This window comes from Faecalimicrobium sp. JNUCC 81 (assembly GCF_053667625.1).
The window spans coordinates 2907466-2930244 of record NZ_CM132203.1 but is presented as its reverse complement, the minus strand read 5'-3'; the positions used below and the strand labels follow the sequence as shown (position 1 = coordinate 2930244).

Sequence of the window (22779 nt, the reverse complement as noted above, 5' to 3'; positions counted from 1 at the left end):
TTGCTAGATATAATCTATTTAGCCGTAGTTGGCATAAAAACTATCTAAGAGAGTCTAATTTTTAGGCTAATTAGGGTGGTACCGCGAATATAATCCTCGTCCCTAAACGTAAGTTTAGTGATGGGGATTTTTTAATATAAAAATATAGGAGGAAATTAAATGAACGTTTATAAACCAAATGAAATTGAAGCTAAATGGCAACAAACTTGGGAAGAAAACAACCAATACAAAACTGATACAAATGATACAACAAAACCAAAATATTATGCATTAGAAATGTTTCCGTATCCATCAGGTAACTTACATATGGGACACGTTAGAAACTACTCTATAGGTGATGTTGTAGCAAGATTTAAGAAAATGCAAGGATATAATGTTCTACATCCAATGGGATGGGATTCATTTGGACTTCCAGCAGAAAATGCAGCTATAAAGCATGGAGTACATCCAGATAAATGGACTATGCAAAACATAGCGGAGATGAGCAGTCAACTAAAGACATTAGGCCTTAGCTTTGATTGGGATAGAGAAATAGCAACATCTACACCAGAGTATTATAAATTTACTCAACAAATATTCTTAAAGATGTTAGAACATGGACTAGCATATAAAAAGAAATCTTTTGTTAACTGGTGTCCATCTTGTGAAACAGTTCTTGCTAATGAGCAAGTTGTACAAGGTGCATGTGAAAGATGTGACTCTGTTGTTGTAAAAAAAGACTTAGAACAATGGTATTTTAAAACAACTCACTTTGCAGAAGAATTACTTCAAGATATAGATACTTTAGATGGTTGGCCAGAAAAAGTTAAAACAATGCAAAAGAACTGGATAGGAAAGAGTACTGGAGCAGAAATAACTTTTGATATAGATGGAAGTGATAAGAAGGTAACGGTATTTACTACTAGACCAGATACAGTTTATGGAGTTTCTTACATGGTTTTAGCTCCAGAACATGCATTAGTTAAGGAATTAGTTGCTAAAACTGAATATGAAGCAGATGTAGAAGCTTTCGTTCAAAAAATGCATACTATGACTGAAATAGAAAGAACTTCAAGTGATGTAGAAAAAGAAGGAATGTTCATAGGAAAATATGTAATAAATCCTGTAAACGGAAAGAAAGTTCAATTATGGATAGCTAATTATGTACTTGCTGATTATGGAACAGGTGCAGTTATGGCAGTTCCTGCACATGATGAAAGAGATGGCGAGTTTGCAGCTAAGTATAACTTAGAAATTGTTGAAGTTATAAATGAAGACAATGTAATGATAAACTCTGGTGAGTTTGATGGAATGGATGCATCAAAAGCTTTTGATGCTATAATAGAAAAAATAGAAGAAATTGGAAGAGGGAAGAAAACAGTTAACTATAGACTAAGAGACTGGTTACTTTCTAGACAAAGATACTGGGGATGCCCAATACCTGTAGTATATTGTGATGAATGTGGTATAGTTCCTGAAAAACAAGAAAATTTACCAGTATTATTACCAACAGATGTTGAGTTTACAGGTAAAGGTGAATCTCCACTTACAACTTCAAAAACATTTATGAATGCTACTTGTCCTCATTGTGGAAAGTCAGCTAGAAGAGAAGCAGATACAATGGATACTTTCGTTGACTCTTCTTGGTATTTCTTAAGATACATAGATCCTAAAAATACTGAAGAACCATTTAGTAAAGAAGCTGTTAACAACTGGATGCCAGTAGATCAATATATAGGTGGGGTAGAACATGCAATACTTCATCTTCTTTATTCAAGATTCTTTGTAAAAGCATTTAATTCAATGGGAATGTTAGATTTTAAAGAACCTTTCAAGAACTTATTAACTCAAGGTATGGTTTTAAAAGATGGAACTAAGATGAGTAAATCTAAAGGTAATGTTGTAGCACCTTCAGAAATAATAGAAGAGTATGGAGTTGATACTGCTAGATTATTCGTATTATTTGCAGCTCCTCCAGAAAGAGACTTAGAATGGTCAGATCAAGGTGTTGAAGGATGTTTCAGATTCTTAAATAGAGTTTATAGATTAATGGATGAATTAAAAGATATTACTAAGTCAGATGTATCTTTAGGAGAATTAAGCAAAGAAGATAAGGCTATGAGATATACTATAAACACTACTTTAAAGAAAGTAACTGAAGATTTAAATGAGAAGTTTGGATTTAATACTGCAATATCTGCATTAATGGAATTAATAAATGAAATGTATAAATACAAAGAATTAGATAATAGAAATGATGCAGTTATAAAAGAAGGTATAGAAACAATTGTAACTATACTTGCACCATTTGCACCACATATGGGTGAAGAACTATGGACTATGATAGGAAAAGAAGGAAGTATATTTGATATAAGCTGGCCTAAATACGATGAAACTGCATTAGTTAAAGATGAAGTTGAAATAGTAGTTCAGGTAAATGGTAAAGTAAGAGGAAAATTAAGCGTTGCTTCTAATATATCTAGAGAAGATATGGAAAAAGTAGCGATGGAAGATGAAAAGATAAAAGTGCTAGTTGAAGGCAAAACTGTAATTAAAGTAGTCGCAGTACCTAAAAAGCTAGTTAATATAGTAGTTAAATAATTTTCTTAGGAGTAGTTTAAATAACTACTCCTTTTTTTATATTAATTAATGTCAAAAAATAGATTTTTAAAATAAATATTATAAAAGAATTAAAAAAAGTTAAAACTAAAATTGAAATTAATATTTTAAAAAAGACAATTGATTAAAAAAATATATAATTAATACAATATTAATAAAATTAGGTAAAGTTTTTAAAAACTTGATTTTTCAATGGTTTAGAATGATAATGCTTAAAAAATAAAATTAAAATATAAAACATAATTTAATTTTTAATATTCAATTATTTAATTTTTTTATATTTTTAGACTTATCTAAAAATTAAAAAATAGCGTTTTCATGTTGATTTTTGTAAAAAAAGATTATAGAATATAGGTGTTAAGAGAAATACAAAATACAAAATTTGTTTTACAGGGAGAGTAAAAAATTATGGCAAAAGTTACTTTACAAGATATAAATGAAGCTAGAGAGACAATTAAAGATATCGTTAAAAAAACAGATATATTAGAAAGTGTAAAGCTTAGTCAGATGACTGGGGCAAATGTTTTCTATAAATGTGAAAATCTTCAAAAAACAGGTTCTTTCAAGGTAAGGGGTGCTTGTAATAAAATCGCAAATTTAACAGAACAAGAAAAGGCAAACGGTGTTATAGCATCAAGTGCAGGAAACCATGCACAAGGTGTTGCATTAGGTGCTAAAATGAGTGGAATAAAAGCAACAATAGTAATGCCAGCAACTGCACCACTTGCAAAAGTTACAGCGACCAAAGGATATGGAGCAGAAGTAGTATTAAACGGCTTAGTATATGATGATGCTTATGCAAAAGCGGTTGAAATACAAAAAGAAACCGGAGCTACATTCTTACATCCATTCAATGATAAGCATGTTATCGCAGGACAAGGGACTATGGCTCTTGAAATATTCGAACAATTAAATGAAAACGTTGACACGATACTTTGTCCAATTGGTGGAGGCGGTATAATAGCAGGGGTTGCTGTTGCTGCTAAAGCTTTAAATCCTAACGTAAAAATAATAGGAGTTCAAACTGCAAATATACCTTCAATGCATGAATCGATGAAACAAGGTAAAGTAACTACAGCATTTAATGATACTACAATAGCAGACGGTATAGCTGTTAAAACACCAGGGGATCTTACTTTTGAAATAATAAAAGAACTAGTCGATGAAGTAGTTGTAGTAGAAGAAAATGAAATAGCTCAAGGTATGTTATTCTTAATGGAAAATCAAAAAGTTGTAGCTGAAGGTTCAGGAGCAGTAACTACAGCGGCCTTATTAAATAAAAAATATGTACCACAAGAAGGGGAAAATGTAGTTTGTATAATATCTGGAGGTAATGTGGATGTTAACACATTATACAGAGTAATAGGGGCTGCTTTAACTAAAGAAGGTAGAAGATATTCATTTAACACAGTAATTCAAGATAAGCCAGGCGGACTTGCTGAATTAACTAAGATAATAAGTGAAAATGATGGAAATATATTAAGTGCAAATTTATCAAGATTAACAGTTGGTGGTAATTTAGGGGAACAAACAGCTGAATTAACATTAGAAACATTTAATAATGAACATATATCTAAACTAAAAGAAGCTATAACTAAAGGTGGATTTGAAATAATAGAAATGTAATATTCGTACAAATACACAGATAAATATACAAAAAACAATAAAAAATATTAAAATATGTTAAAAAAATGAAAATAAAATGTGGTATAAAAAATAATTATACTTTTTATGCCACATTTTAAAAAATATATATACATTAATGCATATATAATAGTATAATAGTATATGAAAACGTGTACTTTATATTAAAATATATATTTACTAGGAGGACTACAATATGAAACATCAAGTAATACATACAGATAATGCACCTAAAGCTATAGGACCATATTCTCAAGCTGTTAAAGCTGGAAATATGTTATTTGTATCTGGACAAGTTCCATTTGTACCAGAAACTATGGAAATAGTTGAAGGAGATGTTAAAGCTCAAGCAGCTCAATCTTTAAAGAATGTTCAAGCTATATTAGCTGAAGCAGGATTAGATTTTTCACATGTAGTAAAATCTACAGTATTCATAAAAGATATGAATGAATTCGCACAAATAAACGAAGTTTATGCTGAATACTTCGGTGATAACAAGCCAGCTAGAGCTTGTGTAGAAGTTGCAAGACTTCCAAAAGACGTTAAAGTTGAAATAGAAGTAATTGCTGTAATATAATTCTTTTTAAGAATAATAAAATGACCAGTACAAACTGGTCATTTTATAATTATTTTCAGTGCATAATAGTGTATATGCAATCATTTTATTAATAAATTTATAAATATATCTAAATAGTTAATTAGTAAGATTTAATAAGTATTTACAAAATCTTATTTATATATATATAGTTTACAATTTATCTAAAATAATCAATGAATTATATGACATCTTTAGATAGATACTATTTATGCAAAGTGAAATATAAATTATTTTATATTTAAATTTTGGGTATATAGATATCAATAAGACATCAGAAAATTATCTAATGATTAAATCTAAAAGGTATATTGAAATTAATAAGACATTTTTAAGACAAAAGAAAGAGGTAATATAATGGCTAAAGATTATAGTGTATTTGATATCGTAGGGCCTAATATGATAGGACCATCAAGTTCCCATACTGCGGGAGCTGCAAGACTTGGAAAAACTGCTTCGAAAATAGCAGGAAAATCTATAAAAGAAGTTAAATTCTATCTTCATGGATCTTTTGCTGAAACTTATAAAGGTCATGGTACAGATAAAGCGTTAGTTGGAGGAATCTTAGGATTTCAACCAGATGATGCTAGAATAAAAAACTCTTTTGAATTAGCTGAGCAAGCTGGAGTTAAGTTTGAGTTTATAAAAGCTAACTTAGGTGATGATGTACATCCTAATACTGTTAAAATGGAAATGTTATTAGAAGATGATACAATATCAACTGTAAAAGGTGCATCTATAGGTGGAGGAAACATAAAGCTTACAGAAATGGACGGATTAGCATTAGACTTTAATGGAGCAAGAGCAGCTGTAGTTTTAGAAATAAAAGATATCCCTGGTGCAATATCATTTGTAACAGGATTACTTGCTCATAACAATAAAAATATAGCAACAATGTCAACAAACAAACCAGCTAAATCTGAATATACATTCTTAACACTAGAGACAGATGATCAATTAGAAAAAGATTTAATAGATCAATTAAAGAAATTTGAAGTAGTAGCTAAGGTTGTAGTTTTAGACAAATTCTAATGAGTAAGGAGAGATAAAAAAATGAAATATAACTTCACAAGCGGAGCAGAATTATTAGAAAAATGTAATGAGCTTAAAATGCCAATACACCAAATATGTTTAGAGAGAGAAGCTGAACTTGCAGGATTATCTACTGAAGAAGTAAGAGAAAAAATGAGAGTTAGTTTAAATATAATGAAAGCAGCTATAGAGAAAGCCATAGAAGAAGATATAAAGTCTATGGGTGGACTTATAGGTGGAGAAGCTAAAAAGTTAACTAAATACAGAGGTTCATCTAGAACTGTATGTGGAGAATTAATGAATAAAGCTATGGCTGCTGCTATGGGTACTATGGAAGTTAATGCTTCTATGGGATTAATAGTTGCTGCACCAACAGCAGGGTCTTGCGGTATACTTCCAGGAGCTGTTGTTACTATAGGTAAAGAATATGGATTTAATGATGAAGAAATGATAGATGCGTTATTCACTGCATCTGCAATAGGTGTTATAATAACTAGAAATGCTACAGTATCTGGTGCAGAAGGTGGCTGTCAAGCTGAAACTGGAGCTGCTGCTGCAATGGCATCGGCTGGAGTAGTAGAGATGATGGGTGGTTCACCTGAGCAAGCTATACATGCTGCATCTCATTGTTTACAAAATGTTATGGGACTTGTATGTGACCCAATAGCAGGTTTAGTTGAAGCACCTTGTCAAGGAAGAAATGCAATAGGTGTAGCAAATGCTTTAATATCAGCAGAGTTATGCCTAGCTGGAATATTAAACATAATACCATTTGATGAAACGGTTGCTGCAATGTACAAAGTAGGTAAAGAACTTCCTATGGAGTTAAGAGAAACTGCATTAGGTGGAGTTGCTGCTACTTGTACAGGATGTTCTTTAACTACTAAAATATTTGGATAATACAAATAATTAGTAAAAAATAAATTAACACTTGAATATAATTAAGGAGTAGACGTTAATCTACTCCTTTTTATTATTACTATAAAAAAGTTATTATAGGAAAAAAAGAAGGTATTTAAGGAAAAATATCGAAGTTTATTAGTTGGTAAACTTAATTAAGTAAAATAAAGTGGATGCTCTGGGAGGTAAAATTGGGGAATTTAAAAATAGGAATAAAAGATGTAGTTAATGAATTAGGTGTAAAAAATAATAGAAATGAATTTATAAATGAATTAACTTTATTTTTGAACTTAATTGCATTTGATAAAAACTCAGGAGAGTATTATGATGTAATGAGGTTAAGGTTTTATGAATATATGGATAAGTGGAATTTAGATATAGAAAAAAGCTTTTCTATAATAGCTAAATATGTAAAATCTCATAAATTACCATATAAAATTGTTAAGGATGAAGGATTTGAAGGTATAAAAAGTGAAAAATTTATAATATCTATACTTGTAGAATTATATCTTATGATGATCATAGTAAATAACGATGAACCATCAAAAGAAAAATTAAAAGCATTTATATATAGCGAACTTAATAAAAGTAAAATTAACTTAAATGAAAAAGATATAGTTATATCAGACTTTGATTATTTATTTAAAGATAAAAAACTATTTTTCATATGCAAAAAGTCTTTAATTGATAAGCAAAAAGAAATAAAATTAGCTTTTGATGAAACTGTAAAAGCCATAGAGAATAGAAATAATATAAAGTTAAAACTAAATTATATAATACATAAAAATAATGACTTTGGGGAAAACGTAATCCTTAAAGATGACGAAAAAATAGAACGAATTGATAAATTAAAATGGCATATAGAAAAATTAAAAAAAGATATAGAATTAAATAATGTTATTATAAATGAATATATTGACAAAGAAGTAAGCCTTAAGAATGAATTAAATAAACTACAGTTAGAAAATATAGAGCTAATTGGATACGCTAAAGAGCAATATTCAAAAGCTTTAATTGATTTGGTACAAAATATGAATGATTCAACAAATGGTAATTTATTAGATAGACTTTATTGTTACTCAAAAGGAAAAGAAGAGACTAATCTAATGTTTGTTGCAACAAATTTGTTTAATGTGCTAAGAGAAATGGGGATTTTTCCAAGAGAGACCATAAGAGTAGGTGATAATGTAAAAGTAGAAGAGTATTCTTTTTATAACTATAGGCTAAATAAAGATATATCAGACATTAACTCATGTGAAGGTAAAGTATTGTATCCGGCATGGTTTTACAATAATAAAGAGATATTAAAGCCATATGTAAACATTAAGGGGGAGTAAATTATGAATAGAGAATCAGGAAATGATATTTACTTTGGTATTGATTTAGGAACAACTAATACTGTAGTTTCAAAAGGAAACTTATTATTTAATGGATTGATACAATCTCAGATTATACAAGTTATGCAAGTTGACGAAAATAAATCTCCTACAATGGAATTTATATTACCTTCAGTATTATATGTTGATGAAAATGGAAAAGAGTATGTTGGGAAAATTGCTAAAGAAATAAAATCGAAAGCATCTAAAAAAGTTTTATATAATACAAAGAGATATATAGGAACTAATAAAAAATGGTTATTAGGAAACTCTGAATATAGTGCTAAGGATGTAGCAAAGCAAATCCTTAAAGCATGTAGAGACTCTATGAAAAGATATAATCAAGGTAATGATGTCGATAGTGTAACAATAACAGTACCTGCATCTTTTAATACAGATCAAATTAAGGATACAAAAGATGCAGCACTAGAAATCGGATTCAAAAATGTAAACCTTATACCAGAGCCTACATCAGCTCTTATCGATTTTATAAATGAACAAACAAATTTAATAGAGAGTCAAAGACAAGTTGATTTAAGTAAAAGTACGAGAATATTAGTATTTGATTTAGGGGGAGGTACATGCGACGTAGCTGTTGTAGATGTAATACAAAATGGAAGAAAAGTTGAATTTACTGAAGTTGCAATAGGTAGATATGATGAGCTAGGAGGCATCGATTTTGACAACAAAGTTGCATTAGTTAAGTTAAATGAATTCTTAGAAAGATATAATTTAAAATATAGTGATATAGACAAAGAAGATAGAGAAAATATGGTAAGGCATTTAAGAATATTTGCAGAAAAGGCAAAGGAAAGAATATCGTCGGATATAGAGATGAACTGTTATTTTGGGGAAAGCTTTGACCATTATATAATGGATTTTTATAATGATGATCATGTCCAGTTCTGTATAAATAAAGATGAGTATGATGATGCAATAAAAGATTTCTTTACAAAATCTACGCCAACTAATAAAAGACTTGATGAAGAAGCTCAAAAGAATATAGTTGACCCTATATTAAATACATTGAGAGACTATGATATAAGTAAAGGCAGTATAGATTATTTATTTTTAACTGGAGGAATGACAAAGTATCAATTAGTAAGAGATAAAATTAAAAAAATATTAAATCTTGAAGACGAACAAGTTATAAACTCTGCAGATCCGTTAATATCAGTAGCAAAAGGAGCAGCTATATATGATTATTATGAAACCATAATAAACAGGCCTAATTCTATAAATAAATCGGAAGATAAAATTACGGATATAAAGAAAGATAAAAAATTTGAGTTAACAAGGGTACTAGCAGAGGCAATAATGATAGATGTGAAGCAAGGTCTACCAGTAGTTATAATTAACTCAAACCAAGAAGTACCATATGAAGGTAAATTAGAAGGGGCATTAAAAACTACGAGTCCATCAGGGGTAGAAATAAATCTTTATGCAGGAATAGACCAATATGACTCTAAAATGAGGATACAAAGAAAATATAAGGCTTATTTTAAAACTCCTAAAAAGCCGGGAACACCAATGGATATAAATTTCTCAATAGATAAAGATAAATATTTAAAACTATCAGTAGATGTAGATGGAGAAAAAATAGAATTAAAACAAGAAGTGGACTTAAAAGAAAAAGAAATTATATAAGGGGGTATTTTTGTGATATTAAAAAGCTTAGAAGATTTAGAAAAATACAGAAATAATATGAGTATCTCAAAGCCTTCAGTTAGTTTGAGTGATATAAATGAGGTAAGTGAAGGTGGTGGCGAAAGTACTAATAACTGTAATAATAAACTATTTTATTGGAACTTTAAACCATATTATATAGAAGAATTATTAAGAGCTTATGAGAAGCTTACATTAGGAGGAGTAAATTCAGGAAAATTACATGAATTGGAAATGGACTTAAGATTTATTTCACAAGATATGATGGATGAAAATACATGCCCTATAGAAGCTATATTATATGCATCAAAAACTATTAATAATATATTAATCAATAATAACTTGCTAATAGAAACAATCGGAAATGTTACAGCAGAAATTTATAGCAAAAATAAAGAAGAATATAAAGATACGATTAGATTTATATTATATGAATGGTCGTGGTCAACTCAGATTATGATTTTAATAAATGCTTGCGGAAAAATAAATGATACAGAATTTTTAAAGATTATTTTTGATAGACATACTAAAGGAGATACTAGATTACAAGCCTTAAAAGCTTTCATGAATAAAAATGATGATATATGTATAGATTACGCTTTAAAATTAATAAGCTTGACACAGGAATCAGATAATACAGAAGTTCAAATGGCTAAGTACTTTATACATAACTATACAAAAAGCTTTGGAAATAAAGCTATAAAAAAAGCAGAGAAGTATTTAGAAATACCAAGTATAAATAAAACTGCTAGAAAAATAATAAGTAGAACTATACCATCGGGAGCTAAAGATGAATCTGTAACTTTAGACGCTATGATAAAAAAAGCTAAAAATTGGGATTTAGAAAGTGACTTTTATAGCTCGTTTGAAGAGTGGATGAATAATAGTAACACTAGAAAAAATGCATTTTTAGCAATAAGATACTCTAATTCATCAAAAGTTGAAGATATGGTAATAGATATACTTAATAGATATTCATGTAACTCTATAGAGATAGGTACAGCTTTAGTGACATTAGCCCAATGGGGTTCTAGGAAAGGTTTGAGTCCTAGATTTTCAGATTTAATAAATAAAAATAAAAATGATATTACTAAAAAAGTATATTGCAGTGCAGCTATGTGTAGTTTAGGGGATGAAAAAAATGCGATAGAGTTGATAAGAGAGTTTTTAGAGGAAGACTATTATGAAAGTAGACAGGTATTTTCTATAATAAGAGATTGTGCATATAAGAGTAATCAACTTTTAAGATATGCAATAAAAACTATTTATGATGAGTATTTAAACAGTGATGATGAGACGAAAATTATAAAGGCTATAAATGGCGCATATGAATTATGTGATAAACCGAAATTTAATTTTAAAGAAGTTGCTCTTTCATCTATAAAAAAATCTATAGGTTTAAATGGCAGTTCTAGTATAGAATATTCTGATAATATATATATGGCTTTAATAAGCTTAATAGAGAGATTACTTAATGATAAAAATAAAGATGAATTTATAGATATATTATTTTTTATAATTGAAAATGAAAAATGTAGCTCAAGGATAAAATTTAAAGCAATATCCATGCTAAAAAGACTGAAAGTAGATCCACCAAAATAATTATGTATATATATAAAGGCACTATAATAAAAAAATTATATATTGAAGATATAGAAAAAGATATAATTTGTACAATAGAAAACTCTAAATATGATGATATAAAAAATATAAAAGAAATTGATTATTTTATAGAAAATATATCTTATATTCAAATGGGGAAGAAAGATTTTTTAGAAATATTAGCTTATACAAAGTATAAATTAGGAGAGTATTTACTATCTTTTCAATATGGATTAGAAGGTTTTTCTTTCAATAAAAATAGCCTGGGAATAGTATATTCTATATTATCATTGCTACACTTAAGCTTATATGATCAAGCAGAGTATATGTTTAGAGAAAATGAAGAAAGAATAATGGATATAATAAATTCTAATAAGTGTGATATAGATGATTTTATAGATTTATTAATTTATTTTAGGATATCTTTAAATCCATCGGATGATTTAAATTATAAAATAGATAATATAAAAGATAAAAGAAAAAAATACTTATATATATTAGTTAATTTCATAGAAGAAATAAAAGATAACATAAATAAAGAAATAGAAAAATCAAATGGTTTAGAAATGGAAAAAATTCTGGAGTCGTATAAAGAATATTTATATGAAACCATAAATATATTAAAAGAATTAAAATTAGAAGAAATAGCTATACTTTATAAATCCAAAATAGATAATTTAGACAATAAAGAAATATACAGTGAAGTATCATGCGATAATCTACCTAAATATATCTGTAAATCATTATTAGATATAATAGATTTAAAAAATATAAATCATAATTATATACCTGATAGAATAAATAAATACAACTTTAAAGATGAGTTCATAGAAATTTATAGTTATAGAGGAAAATCTTCAGTTAGCATGCATATTTTAAAAATAAAAGATGAATACTTAATATTAGACTGTGGAGCAGAAATAATAAACTCAGAAATAAAAAAAATTAATATAGAAAAGTTTTTACATGAGAATAACCTTCCTAAGGAAAAAATAAAATCATTAATAATAAGTCATGCTCATTTAGATCATTATGGTAGCTTAGATATTTTACAACCATATGTAAATGAAATTTATATGACTAAAGATACTTATAATATTATTAATGTTGTATCAACTGGATATAATATAGATTCTAAGAAATTAAAAATAAAAAAAGATAATGAACAATTTATGATTAAGGATTTAAAAGTTACTTTCTTTCCTTCTAATCATATAAAAGGCTCAGTCGGAGTATGTATAGAATATGAAGGTAAAAAAATAATTTATACAGGGGATTTTTCTTTTAATAGACAATCAACAACTAGATATATTGATGAAAAAAGCTTTGTTAAATTCAAAAACGCAGATTATCTTATTATGGAAACAACCTATGGAAATAAAAGAATTACCTTGCCTTATAGATATAATAAAAAACTATTTAATTACTTTACTAATTTATCTGTAAAAAATAAAAAAAGAGTACTAATTCCATCTGCAACTATTGGAATAACTCAAGAGTATTATGATTTAATAAAAAATAGTACAACTAAAGCAAATATTTTAATAGATGGCTTAGCTGTTAAAGTTAATAAATATTATAATAAAGTAGATAAAAAAATTAATATAAATAAGGAAATTGACTATAAAAAATATAGGTCTATTTATGAAAAGTACTATGAAAATGATGTGATAATTGTAAGTGGAGGGATATTAAAAGATAAAAGTATATCAGAAAGCTACTATAACTTAGTTTTAGAAGATAATGATATAGTAACTATTTTAAATTGTGGATGTATGGATAGGGAAATAATAAAAAAGAGACTAAAACCGTATGATACTATTAAAGTAAATTTAATTGAAATAAGCTTATCATCACATGCTCAATATGAGGATTTAATAAAAACTGTAAATACAATAAAACCTAAAAATTTAATAATGGTACATGGAAATGGAATAAAATTATATGATGACTTATGTAATGATATCTAATGTGGTATAAAAAAGCTTCTTATAATTTATAAGAAGCTTTTTTTATATTAGTAGTTTATATCTGCAGGTTTTATATTGTTTTTATCACTAGAACTGCAAGGAGTAACACCATAAACCATAAAGCAGTGTGGACATTTATCTACATGAGTTTTCATAGTAAATGATTTAGAGCAATTAACACACTCTATTTCATGATGAGTTCTTAAAGGAAACTCACCTTTACCCTTACTTCTCACTAAATCAACTACATTTTTACCATTATTTTTATCTGTATTAGAACATCCGCAACTCATAATAAATCCTCCTAAAAAATTTATGTATAATTTTATATATAAAATTATACATACCCTTTAGATAAAAGTCTGTAACAAATGATACACTTTAATATTAAAGATTAAAGTATTAAAAATATAAAAATATATTGACTATTTTGAATTTTGTAATTATAATATATAAAAATGTAAAAATAAAAATCCAGCGAAAAAGAAAGTAAATATAAAATAAGCTACAGCGAGTTAGGGTTGGTGTGAGCCTAATAGTAAATTTTATAATGAAGAGAGCTTTAGAGGAGGATGCTTGAAATTTTAGTATGGCATTCGGTTTATCTCGCCTTAAGAGATTAGAGTGGATAAGTTTTACTTATTAATTAGAGTGGTAACGCGGAATATTTCGTCTCTTGGTTTTATAACCAAGGGGCTTTTTTAATATTTTAAATTACTTATTATATAAGTATTATTATCAATAAGAGTGGTAACACGGATTGAAATTCGCCTCTTGGTCTTTAGGCCAAGAGGCTTTTTGTTTAAATTTTCTTTGGAGGAGTAATCATGGATAAATTTGTAAAATAAGCTTAATACTTATAACATTGGAAACAATACTGTATATACTAAAAAATACACAAAATAATATATAATACGAGGTGAATAATATGAAACTATGGGGTGGACGTTTTAGAAAAGAAGAAAATAAACTTATGGAGGAGTTTAATAAATCATTTGATTATGACAATGTTTTATATAAAAAAGATATAGAAGGAAGTATTGCTCATGTATATATGCAAGTTCATTGTAAATTATTAACAGAAGAAGAGGGAATAGCTATAACAGATGGATTAGTTGGGATATATAAAGATATTTTAAATAGAAAATTATTATTAGAAGGAAACTATGAAGATATACATAGTTTTATAGAAATAAATTTAATAAATAGAATTGGTGATATAGGAAAAAAACTTCATACATGCAGAAGTAGAAATGACCAAGTTGCTACTGATATGAGATTATATGCTAAAGAAAAAACAATTAATATAATAAGCTTAATATCTGATTTTAAAAATACTATAAAAGAAGTTGCATATGAAAATCCAGTTATTATGCCTGGATATACTCATCTTCAAAGAGCTCAGGTAGTTACCTTTAAACACCACTTAATGGCTTATTACAGCATGTTTGATAGAGACGAAAAAAGACTTAAAAATGCTTTAGAAATATTAGATGAATCTCCTTTAGGGTGTGGGGCTTTAGCTGGAACTACACATAGTATAGATAGAAATATAACTAAAGAAAAATTAGGATTTAAGCGAATTGTAGAAAATTATATAGATGGAGTTAGTGATAGAGATTATTTGTTAGAATTGATGAGTGATTTTTCAATAATTATGATGCATTTAAGTAGACTTAGTGAAGAATTAATATTATGGAGTAGTCAAGAATTTCAATTTGTAGAAATCGATGATTTATATACTACAGGAAGTAGCATAATGCCGCAAAAGAAAAATCCTGATGGGGCAGAATTGATAAGAGGTAAAACAGGAAGAGTATATGGTAACTTTTTTGGACTTTTAACGGTTATGAAAGGACTTCCGCTAGCTTATAACAAAGATATGCAGGAAGATAAAGAAGGATTTTTCGACAGTGTAAATACAGTTGAAATGTGCGTTTCAATAATGGAAAAAATAATATCTACTATTAAGGTTAATAAAGATAAAATGAAAGAAGCTGTTAAATCTGGATTTTTAAATGCTACAGAAGTTGCAGATTATTTAGTTAATAATAATATTGCATTTAGAGATGCTCATCAAATAGTTGGAAGCATTGTAATATACTGTGAAGATAACAAAAAGGCAATAGAAGATCTTACTATGGATGAGTTATTAAAATTTTCGAATGTATTTAAAAATGATATATATGATTTTATAGATTATGAGAGTATATTAAATAAAGGGATAAAAAAACATTTAAAATAAATAATAGCCATACTAATTTAAATTAGTATGGCTATTATTTATTTTGTTAAATATAAAAAAGTTAAATAAAAATGATAATTAATATCAATAAGCATTGACAAAGGGGTTTTATAATACTATCATTAATAATAAAGATACTAATTACTAATATGAAAGGGGCGTATATTAATGAATTTAGTAGTAGTTGGCGGACACGAAAGAATGGAAAAAGATTATATTAATATAGGAAAACAAAAAGGATATAAAACGAAGGTATTTACAACTATGTCATCAAAGTTTAATAACTCAATCGGAAAACCTGATGCAATAGTCATATTTACTTCAGCTGTTTCACACAAAATGACTTCGATAGCGGAAAATCAAGCTAAAAAAAATGATATATTAATAGTAAGGCATAGAAATAGCAGTAAAATTGCATTTAAAGAATGTTTAGATAGAATAGATGAATGTATTGGAAATTGTAAAGAATGTAAATATAATAAAATTAAAAATATAAAAGAAGGATAGCTACTAATAGTTGCTATCCTTTTTATTATCTTCTTCTTCTGCTATGTTTACCTCTTTTTTTTGAATATATATTTCTATTATATGGTTTTCTTTTTTTTCTTCTTTTTCTCATTATAACAAATGCTATAACAATTATTACTAATGATATAACTATTAATGTAGCTAATTTTATTATTGACATAACAGCTTTATTCTCAGTTATAAAAGCAAATACACTGTTAACATTATTTTTAGCTATTAAATCTATTGAATGTTCAAGTTTACCTGAATTATATACATCTAAAGTACCGACTTTATCACCTTTTCTAATAGGTAACTTAGTTCTTGCTAAATTAGCTTTTGTAGTATAGCTACTTTCCTTTTGACCTTTAGGTAAGACGCGTTTATAACTATACTCTGGCTCATAAGAAAGCTCTTTTTGTTTACTAAGGAGGATTTTCTTAGTACCAGCCTGTTTTTCTTTAGTAACAATAGTAGTAGAATAGAAATTTTCATATCCATAATCTAATAAGGTTCTAGAATCTAGATATAAATCATTCCCAGTAGTTTTGAAGACAGCAGAGATAAGCCTCATATTATCTTTAACAGCACTAGATAAAAGGCATCTTCCGGCATCATCAGTATATCCAGTTTTTATACCATCAACTATATCATACTTAATATCGATTTGATTTCCTTTATAATTAATCTTTTCATTTGAAGTCAGAAACTTGTTAGTATTTACAAAGTATCTTTCGTGAGGATATGCTTCACTAGGTTGATAACTAATAGACTTAGTTTTAACAATATTTCTAAAGATTTCATTATTCATAGCTTCTCTAGCCATAAGAGCCATATCGTAAGCTGTAGTATAATGGTTTGTATCTGGCAATCCATGAGGATTGTTAAAGTGAGTGTTTTTAGCACCGATTGCTTTAGCTTCTTTATTCATTAGTTCAACAAATTTTTCTACTGATCCACCACCTACATATCTAGCTAATACAACAGCTACATCATTAGAAGAGTGAACTAGTAGGGCGTCTAATAATTGTTTAACATTGAAAGATTCACCGTTTTTTAAGTACATACTTGAGCCATCCACAGGTGGCAAGTCCTTAATTTCTACAACTTGACTTAAATCAGGAACATGTTTTAAGACAACATAAGCTGTCCAAGCTTTAGTAGTAGAAGCTGGGTAAAGTTTTGAAGAACCGTTTTTATCATATAAAACTTTTCCAGTTTCGTAATCCATTAAAACTGCATGTTCAGCTGTTAGATTTGGCTTAGCGTTATTTGCAAATGATATATTTGCAGTACTTAAAAATGAGGTAAAGGCTATAAGACATGACACTAAAAGAGATAAAATTCTTTTCATGTATTAACCTCCAAATTTAAAACTTATATTTTAGTATAACATATTTTTGTCAATAATTAAAATAAAGGAGTGATCAAAATTTGAAAAAATTGGGTAATATTATTATATTTTCTTTGATAATAATTTTAAGTATAGGAACAATTATATATAAAAATAGCAAAAAATTAGAAGATAATATTTACGTAGTTAGTGAGAGTGAAGAGAATAATAAACAAACAATTTCAAAAAATAATAAAGAAAATAATGATAAAATAGAAGATATAAAGGTTGCAAAAAGTAATAAAGACGTAAATAATAAAGTTGCGACTATATATATTAGTGGTGAAGTTAATTCGCCTGGTGTAGTAACTATAGATAGTGATAAAAGGTTATCTGATGCAATAGACAAATTAGGTGGGCTGACTAAGGAAGCTGATTTTAATAGAATAAATTTAGCTATGAAAATAGAAGATGAGAAACATTATATAATACCTAAAATAGGCGAAGAGCTAGAGTTTAATAATGAAGAATCAAATACTATGAAAAGTTTTGAAAATAAAGACAGTAATAAAATAAATATTAATACTGCTACAGTACAAGAATTAGATTCTTTGCCTGGTGTCGGAGAAGCAACAGCAAATAAGATACTAAATTATAGACAAGAAAATGGAACATTTAAATCAATAGAAGAAATAAAAAATGTAAATGGAATAGGTGAGAAAAAATATGAAGATTTAAAAGATGCTATTTGTATAAATTAATATAACTATACAAGTTTAAATCTATTCAATAAACATATTAAAGTGTGATATTATAGGAATATAATAATTAGCTAAAGGAGTAGGGTTATGCAAATTTTAAAAAGGCTTACTGAAATGACGACTTCAGGTGGCTGAGCGGCTAAAATAGGGCCAGAGGTTCTGGCTTCAGTTTTATCACAGCTTCCTAAAAATGAAAGTACAGATAAATTATTAGTAGGATTAGAAACATCAGATGATGCAGCTGTTTATCAATTAAATGATGAAATGGCTTTAATACAAACATTAGACTTTTTCACGCCAATGATAGATAATCCATATGTATTTGGTCAAATAGCAGCTTCAAACTCTTTATCAGATGTATATGCTATGGGAGGAACTCCTTTAGTTGCAATGAATATAGTTTGTTTTCCATCTTGCCATGATATGAACGTGTTGGCAGAAATATTAAAAGGTGGATTTGATAAAGTAAAAGAAAGTGGAGCGCTTTTAGTTGGGGGACATACTGTGGATGATAAAGAGCCAAAGTATGGACTTTCTGTATCTGGTATAGTAAATCCAAATAAGGTTTTATCAAATGCAACTGCTAAAGTAGGAGATAAATTAATACTTACTAAACCAATAGGTGTAGGAATATTAAATACTGCTATGAAAGAAAACTTAGTGGACAAAAATATATCTGATAAAGTAATTGAGGTAATGGTACACTTAAATAAATATGCGGCTAAAAGTTTTGAAGTTACAGATGTAAATTCAGCAACAGATATAACTGGATTTGGTCTTTTAGGACATACTCTTGAAATGGCTAAAGCATCAGATGTAAGTATTGAGATAGAGGCTAAAGAAGTTCCTATATTAGACGGTACAGTTGAAATGGCACAGATGGGAATTATACCTGCTGGAATGTATAGAAATAAAGAATATATATCAAAAGATGTTGATGTAAAAAATATAAAACCAGAAATAGAAGATATTTTATATGATCCTCAGACTTCTGGAGGATTATTAGTATCAGTAAAACCAGAATTAGCACAAGAACTTGTAAAAGATATGAAAAAGAATGGTTCTATAGAGGCAAAAATTATAGGTACTGTAAAACAAAAATCTGAAAAATATATTACGGTTATATAAATAACCGTAATTTTTATATATTAACAAGGAAAGGGTGATTGTGTTGATAAAAAAAGAATTATTTTCTATACTACCATCAGTTGATGAAGTATTAGGGGATAAAAATGTAATAAAAGCATTAGAAGAATATCCGAGGAGTTTGGTGTTAGATTCAATAAGAGAATCAATAGATGTAAAAAGAAAATTTATCATAAATATAAATGAAAATAGTATAGATAACTTTAATATAAAATTGGAAGATATTATAAAAGATTCGCTTCAAAGAATTAGAATAAATTATTCGTTATCATTAAAGAAAGTTATAAATGCAACTGGAACAGTTATACATACTAATTTAGGAAGATCATTACTTAGTGAAAGTATAAAGGAAGAATTATGGAACCTATCATCTAGATATTCAAATTTAGAATATGATTTAGAAAAAGGGGAAAGAGGTTCTAGGTATAATCATTTGACACAAATGATAAAAAAGCTTACAAATGCTGAAGATGTTTTGGTTGTGAATAATAATGCAGCAGCGGTTTTACTTGTACTAAGCACAATGGCTAAGAATAAAGAAACTATAGTTTCGCGTGGAGAATTAGTTGAAGTAGGTGGATCATTTAGAATACCTAATATAATGGAATTAAGTGGAACTAAACTTGTAGAAATTGGTTCAACTAATAAAACTAATTTAAGTGACTATAAGAGGGCTATAAATGAAGATACAAAAGCTATAATGAAAGTACATACAAGTAATTATAAAATACTAGGATTTACAGACAGTGTAGATATAGAAGACTTGTCTAAATTAGGTAAAGAATATAATATTCCTGTTATAGAAGATTTAGGAAGTGGAGTATTTATAGATTTATCTAAATATGGTTTATCTTATGAACCGACAGTACTAGATTCTATAAAAAGTGGGGCAGATATAGTAACTTTTAGTGGAGATAAAATGCTCGGAGGCCCTCAAGCTGGTATTATAGTGGGGAAGAAAAAATATATAGATGAAATGAAAAAAAATCAACTCACAAGAGCCCTAAGGGTTGATAAGTTAACAATATGTGCTTTAGAGGCTACTTTAAGAATGTATTTAGATGAGAAAAAGGCAGTAGAGAATATACCTACATTAAAAATGCTAACATTAAATAAATCAGAGTTAGAGGAAAAGGCTTTAAATTTATTTAACAAAGTTAATAAACTAAATTTAGATATAAATATATCGATTGAAGATGGTTTTTCACAAGTTGGGGGAGGGTCTATGCCTATTGAAGTTATAAAAACAAAAGTTATAGCTATAACTCCAAATAAAATAAATGTATCAACTTTAGAAAAAAGACTTAGACTAAGCGAATCTCATATAGTAGCTAGAATATATGATAACAAATATATATTAGATGTAAGAACAATATTTGAAGATGAGTTTGATGTTATTGCAAGTGAACTAGAAAATGCTTTAACATAAAATCTTTATTGGGAGGAATAGATGAAAAACATAGTAATAGGAACAGCAGGACATATAGATCACGGTAAAACTACTCTTATAAAAGCGCTAACTGGTAGGGAAACAGATACATTAGCAGAAGAAAAAAGAAGAGGTATATCTATAAATTTAGGATTTACATATTTTGATTTACCAAGCAATAAAAGAGCTGGAATAGTAGATGTTCCGGGACATGAGAAATTTATAAAAAATATGCTAGCAGGAGTGGCTGGTATAGATATTGTACTTTTTGTAGTTGCATGTGATGAAGGGGTTATGCCCCAAACTGTTGAGCATTTAGATATATTAACATTTTTAAATGTAAAAAAAGGAATAATAGTACTTACAAAGTGCGATACAGTTGATGATGAATTTATAGAACTAGCAAAAGAAGATGTTGAGCAAAAGGTAAGAGGAACGTTTTTAGAAAATGTAGATATTATAGAAGTTGACTCTATATCAAAAAGAGGAATAGATAATTTAGTTAATGCAATAGATAAGATGAGTGAAGAAATAGAAGATAATGATAGAGACTTACCAGCAAGGCTTAATATAGATCGAGTTTTTTCTGTAAATGGATTTGGAACGGTTATAACAGGAACATTATTAGAAGGAAAAATTAGTATAGATGATGATTTAGTTATTTATCCTAAAAAATTACCAACTAAGATAAGAAGTATACAGGTGCATGGAGAAAGTGTTAATGAAGCTTATGCAGGACAGAGAACTGCTATAAATATATCAAATGCAAAAGTAGAAGAAATACAAAGGGGAGATGTATTGGCAGCAAAAGATTCTTTGGAGGAATCTATGATGTTAGATACAAAACTTTCACTAGTAAATCATTCTAACAAAATATTAAAACATTGGGATAGATTAAGATTATATCATGGAAGTAGAGAAATATTTTGTAGAGCAGTTCCGCTAAATGTAGAAACTATAGAGAGTGGACAAAGTGGATATGTACAACTAAGACTAGAAGAAAATATAGTTGCTAAAAAAGGAGATAAATTTGTATTAAGAACCTATTCACCTATGGAAACAATTGGAGGAGGCATAATAATAGATGCATCGCCTAAAAAGCATAAAAGATTTGATGATGAGTTAATACAGGCACTTAAGTTAAAAGAAAAAGGTGAACTAAAAGATATTTTAGAAGAGTACTTAAAAATAAATTTAAATAAGTACATAACTATAAAAGATATTATGAGCTATAGCGGAGATAGTGAACTTAATATAAAGGAAGCTATAGACAAATTAGTGAAAGAAAAAAGAATACTTATTATAAATAATATTTATATTCATATGAGCAAGTATGAAAAATTTAAGGAAGATACAGTAAAAATATTATTATCTTATCATAAAAAATATAGGCTTAGAAAAGGTATGCTAAAGGAAGAATTTAGATCAAAATTAGAGTCTAAATTTAAAATAAAAGATATAGATACATTATTAAATTATATGGAAAATGAAAAAATAGTAAAATTAGATAATAATATAGTTTCTTTATATAATTTTGAAGTTGTATTTAATGATAAACAAAAAGAAATAAAATCAAATATACAAAAAAAACTTAGAGAAGATGATGTATTACCTATATTAAGTATAGAAAGTATATGTGAAAGTAATCATTACTATATAGAAGTTTTAGAATCTATGATAGGTAATTATGTTGAAAAATTAGATGATAATCATGTTATGGACAAAGAAATATATGAATCTGCTAAAGAAGAATTAATAAATTATTTAATGGAAAATAAAGAAATAACTTTAGGTGAATATAGAGATTTAATTAATTCTAATAGAAAAAATTGTATGATTTTATTAGAAAATTTTGATAGAAAGAAAATAACTAAAAGAGAAGAAAATAAAAGAGTTTTATTCTAAAAATTACATTATTTATAAAATACCAAGATATAATAACAAAAACATACATATCTTGGTATTTTATTATGCAA

General features: G+C 27.6%; 17 protein-coding genes and 2 other annotated features (1 of these 19 only partly in view). Of the genes, 15 read left to right on the top strand and 2 right to left on the bottom strand.

Annotated features, from left to right (window positions below):
- Positions 1–107, top strand: a binding site (T-box leader); it begins 86 nt to the left of the window's first position.
- 52 nt (positions 108–159) lie between these two features.
- The 9 genes from leuS to JNUCC81_RS14570 all read left to right on the top strand — a co-directional run bounded on the left by leuS (position 160) and on the right by JNUCC81_RS14570 (position 13382).
- The gene (gene leuS / locus JNUCC81_RS14610; protein WP_454094148.1) at positions 160–2580 is read left to right on the top strand and encodes a leucine--tRNA ligase; all 2421 of its coding nucleotides are present in this window, start codon (positions 160–162) and stop codon (positions 2578–2580) included.
- A gap of 426 nt (positions 2581–3006) precedes the next feature.
- On the top strand, positions 3007–4224 hold the full coding sequence (gene ilvA / locus JNUCC81_RS14605; RefSeq protein WP_454094147.1) for a threonine ammonia-lyase: 1218 nt from the start codon (positions 3007–3009) through the stop codon (positions 4222–4224).
- A gap of 214 nt (positions 4225–4438) precedes the next feature.
- Positions 4439–4819 (top strand): RidA family protein, encoded by a 381-nt coding sequence (locus JNUCC81_RS14600; RefSeq protein ID WP_042275682.1) that lies wholly within the window; start codon positions 4439–4441, stop codon positions 4817–4819.
- A 375-nt stretch (positions 4820–5194) separates the two neighbouring features.
- A complete protein-coding gene (sdaAB, locus tag JNUCC81_RS14595; RefSeq protein WP_208331642.1) occupies positions 5195–5869 on the top strand; it encodes an L-serine ammonia-lyase, iron-sulfur-dependent subunit beta in 675 nt (224 codons plus the stop codon).
- A 21-nt stretch (positions 5870–5890) separates the two neighbouring features.
- Positions 5891–6769 carry an L-serine ammonia-lyase, iron-sulfur-dependent, subunit alpha gene (gene sdaAA, locus JNUCC81_RS14590; RefSeq protein ID WP_042275679.1) on the top strand — a complete coding sequence of 293 codons (879 nt, stop codon included), beginning with the start codon at positions 5891–5893 and terminating at the stop codon, positions 6767–6769.
- A gap of 191 nt (positions 6770–6960) precedes the next feature.
- Positions 6961–8106 carry a hypothetical protein gene (locus JNUCC81_RS14585; RefSeq protein ID WP_454094146.1) on the top strand — a complete coding sequence of 382 codons (1146 nt, stop codon included), beginning with the start codon at positions 6961–6963 and terminating at the stop codon, positions 8104–8106.
- A 3-nt stretch (positions 8107–8109) separates the two neighbouring features.
- Positions 8110–9792 carry an Hsp70 family protein gene (locus JNUCC81_RS14580; RefSeq protein WP_454094145.1) on the top strand — a complete coding sequence of 561 codons (1683 nt, stop codon included), beginning with the start codon at positions 8110–8112 and terminating at the stop codon, positions 9790–9792.
- A 12-nt stretch (positions 9793–9804) separates the two neighbouring features.
- Positions 9805–11412, top strand: coding sequence for a hypothetical protein (locus JNUCC81_RS14575; protein ID WP_454094144.1), 1608 nt, complete (start codon positions 9805–9807; stop codon positions 11410–11412).
- Positions 11413–11414: 2 nt separating this feature from the next.
- On the top strand, positions 11415–13382 hold the full coding sequence (locus tag JNUCC81_RS14570; RefSeq protein ID WP_454094143.1) for an MBL fold metallo-hydrolase: 1968 nt from the start codon (positions 11415–11417) through the stop codon (positions 13380–13382).
- A gap of 47 nt (positions 13383–13429) precedes the next feature.
- On the opposite strand, the gene JNUCC81_RS14565 is transcribed toward JNUCC81_RS14570, so the two are convergent.
- Entirely contained in the window at positions 13430–13675 is a 246-nt protein-coding gene (locus JNUCC81_RS14565) for a hypothetical protein (RefSeq protein ID WP_454094142.1), read from the bottom strand.
- Between the two features lie 175 nt (positions 13676–13850).
- Positions 13851–14062 (top strand) — a binding site (T-box leader).
- A 248-nt stretch (positions 14063–14310) separates the two neighbouring features.
- On the opposite strand from JNUCC81_RS14565, the gene argH reads away from it, so the two are divergent.
- Complete coding sequence (gene argH / locus JNUCC81_RS14560; protein WP_454094141.1) at positions 14311–15627, top strand: argininosuccinate lyase; 1317 nt, start codon at positions 14311–14313, stop codon at positions 15625–15627.
- Between the two features lie 168 nt (positions 15628–15795).
- Positions 15796–16134 carry a DUF2325 domain-containing protein gene (locus JNUCC81_RS14555; RefSeq protein WP_454094140.1) on the top strand — a complete coding sequence of 113 codons (339 nt, stop codon included), beginning with the start codon at positions 15796–15798 and terminating at the stop codon, positions 16132–16134.
- Between the two features lie 25 nt (positions 16135–16159).
- Here JNUCC81_RS14555 and JNUCC81_RS14550 read toward each other — a convergent pair whose 3' ends face one another.
- Positions 16160–17488 (bottom strand): D-alanyl-D-alanine carboxypeptidase family protein, encoded by a 1329-nt coding sequence (locus JNUCC81_RS14550; protein ID WP_454094139.1) that lies wholly within the window; start codon positions 17486–17488, stop codon positions 16160–16162.
- 80 nt (positions 17489–17568) lie between these two features.
- Between JNUCC81_RS14550 and JNUCC81_RS14545 the strand changes: the two genes are divergently transcribed.
- The 4 genes from JNUCC81_RS14545 (at position 17569) to selB (ending at position 22708) form a co-directional block, all read left to right on the top strand.
- Complete coding sequence (locus JNUCC81_RS14545; RefSeq protein ID WP_454094138.1) at positions 17569–18228, top strand: helix-hairpin-helix domain-containing protein; 660 nt, start codon at positions 17569–17571, stop codon at positions 18226–18228.
- A gap of 87 nt (positions 18229–18315) precedes the next feature.
- Entirely contained in the window at positions 18316–19356 is a 1041-nt protein-coding gene (gene selD / locus JNUCC81_RS14540) for a selenide, water dikinase SelD (RefSeq protein WP_454094137.1), read from the top strand.
- A gap of 43 nt (positions 19357–19399) precedes the next feature.
- Entirely contained in the window at positions 19400–20803 is a 1404-nt protein-coding gene (gene selA, locus JNUCC81_RS14535; RefSeq protein ID WP_454094136.1) for an L-seryl-tRNA(Sec) selenium transferase, read from the top strand.
- Between the two features lie 21 nt (positions 20804–20824).
- Positions 20825–22708 carry a selenocysteine-specific translation elongation factor gene (gene selB / locus JNUCC81_RS14530; protein WP_454094135.1) on the top strand — a complete coding sequence of 628 codons (1884 nt, stop codon included), beginning with the start codon at positions 20825–20827 and terminating at the stop codon, positions 22706–22708.
- Positions 22709–22779 lie beyond the last annotated feature (71 nt).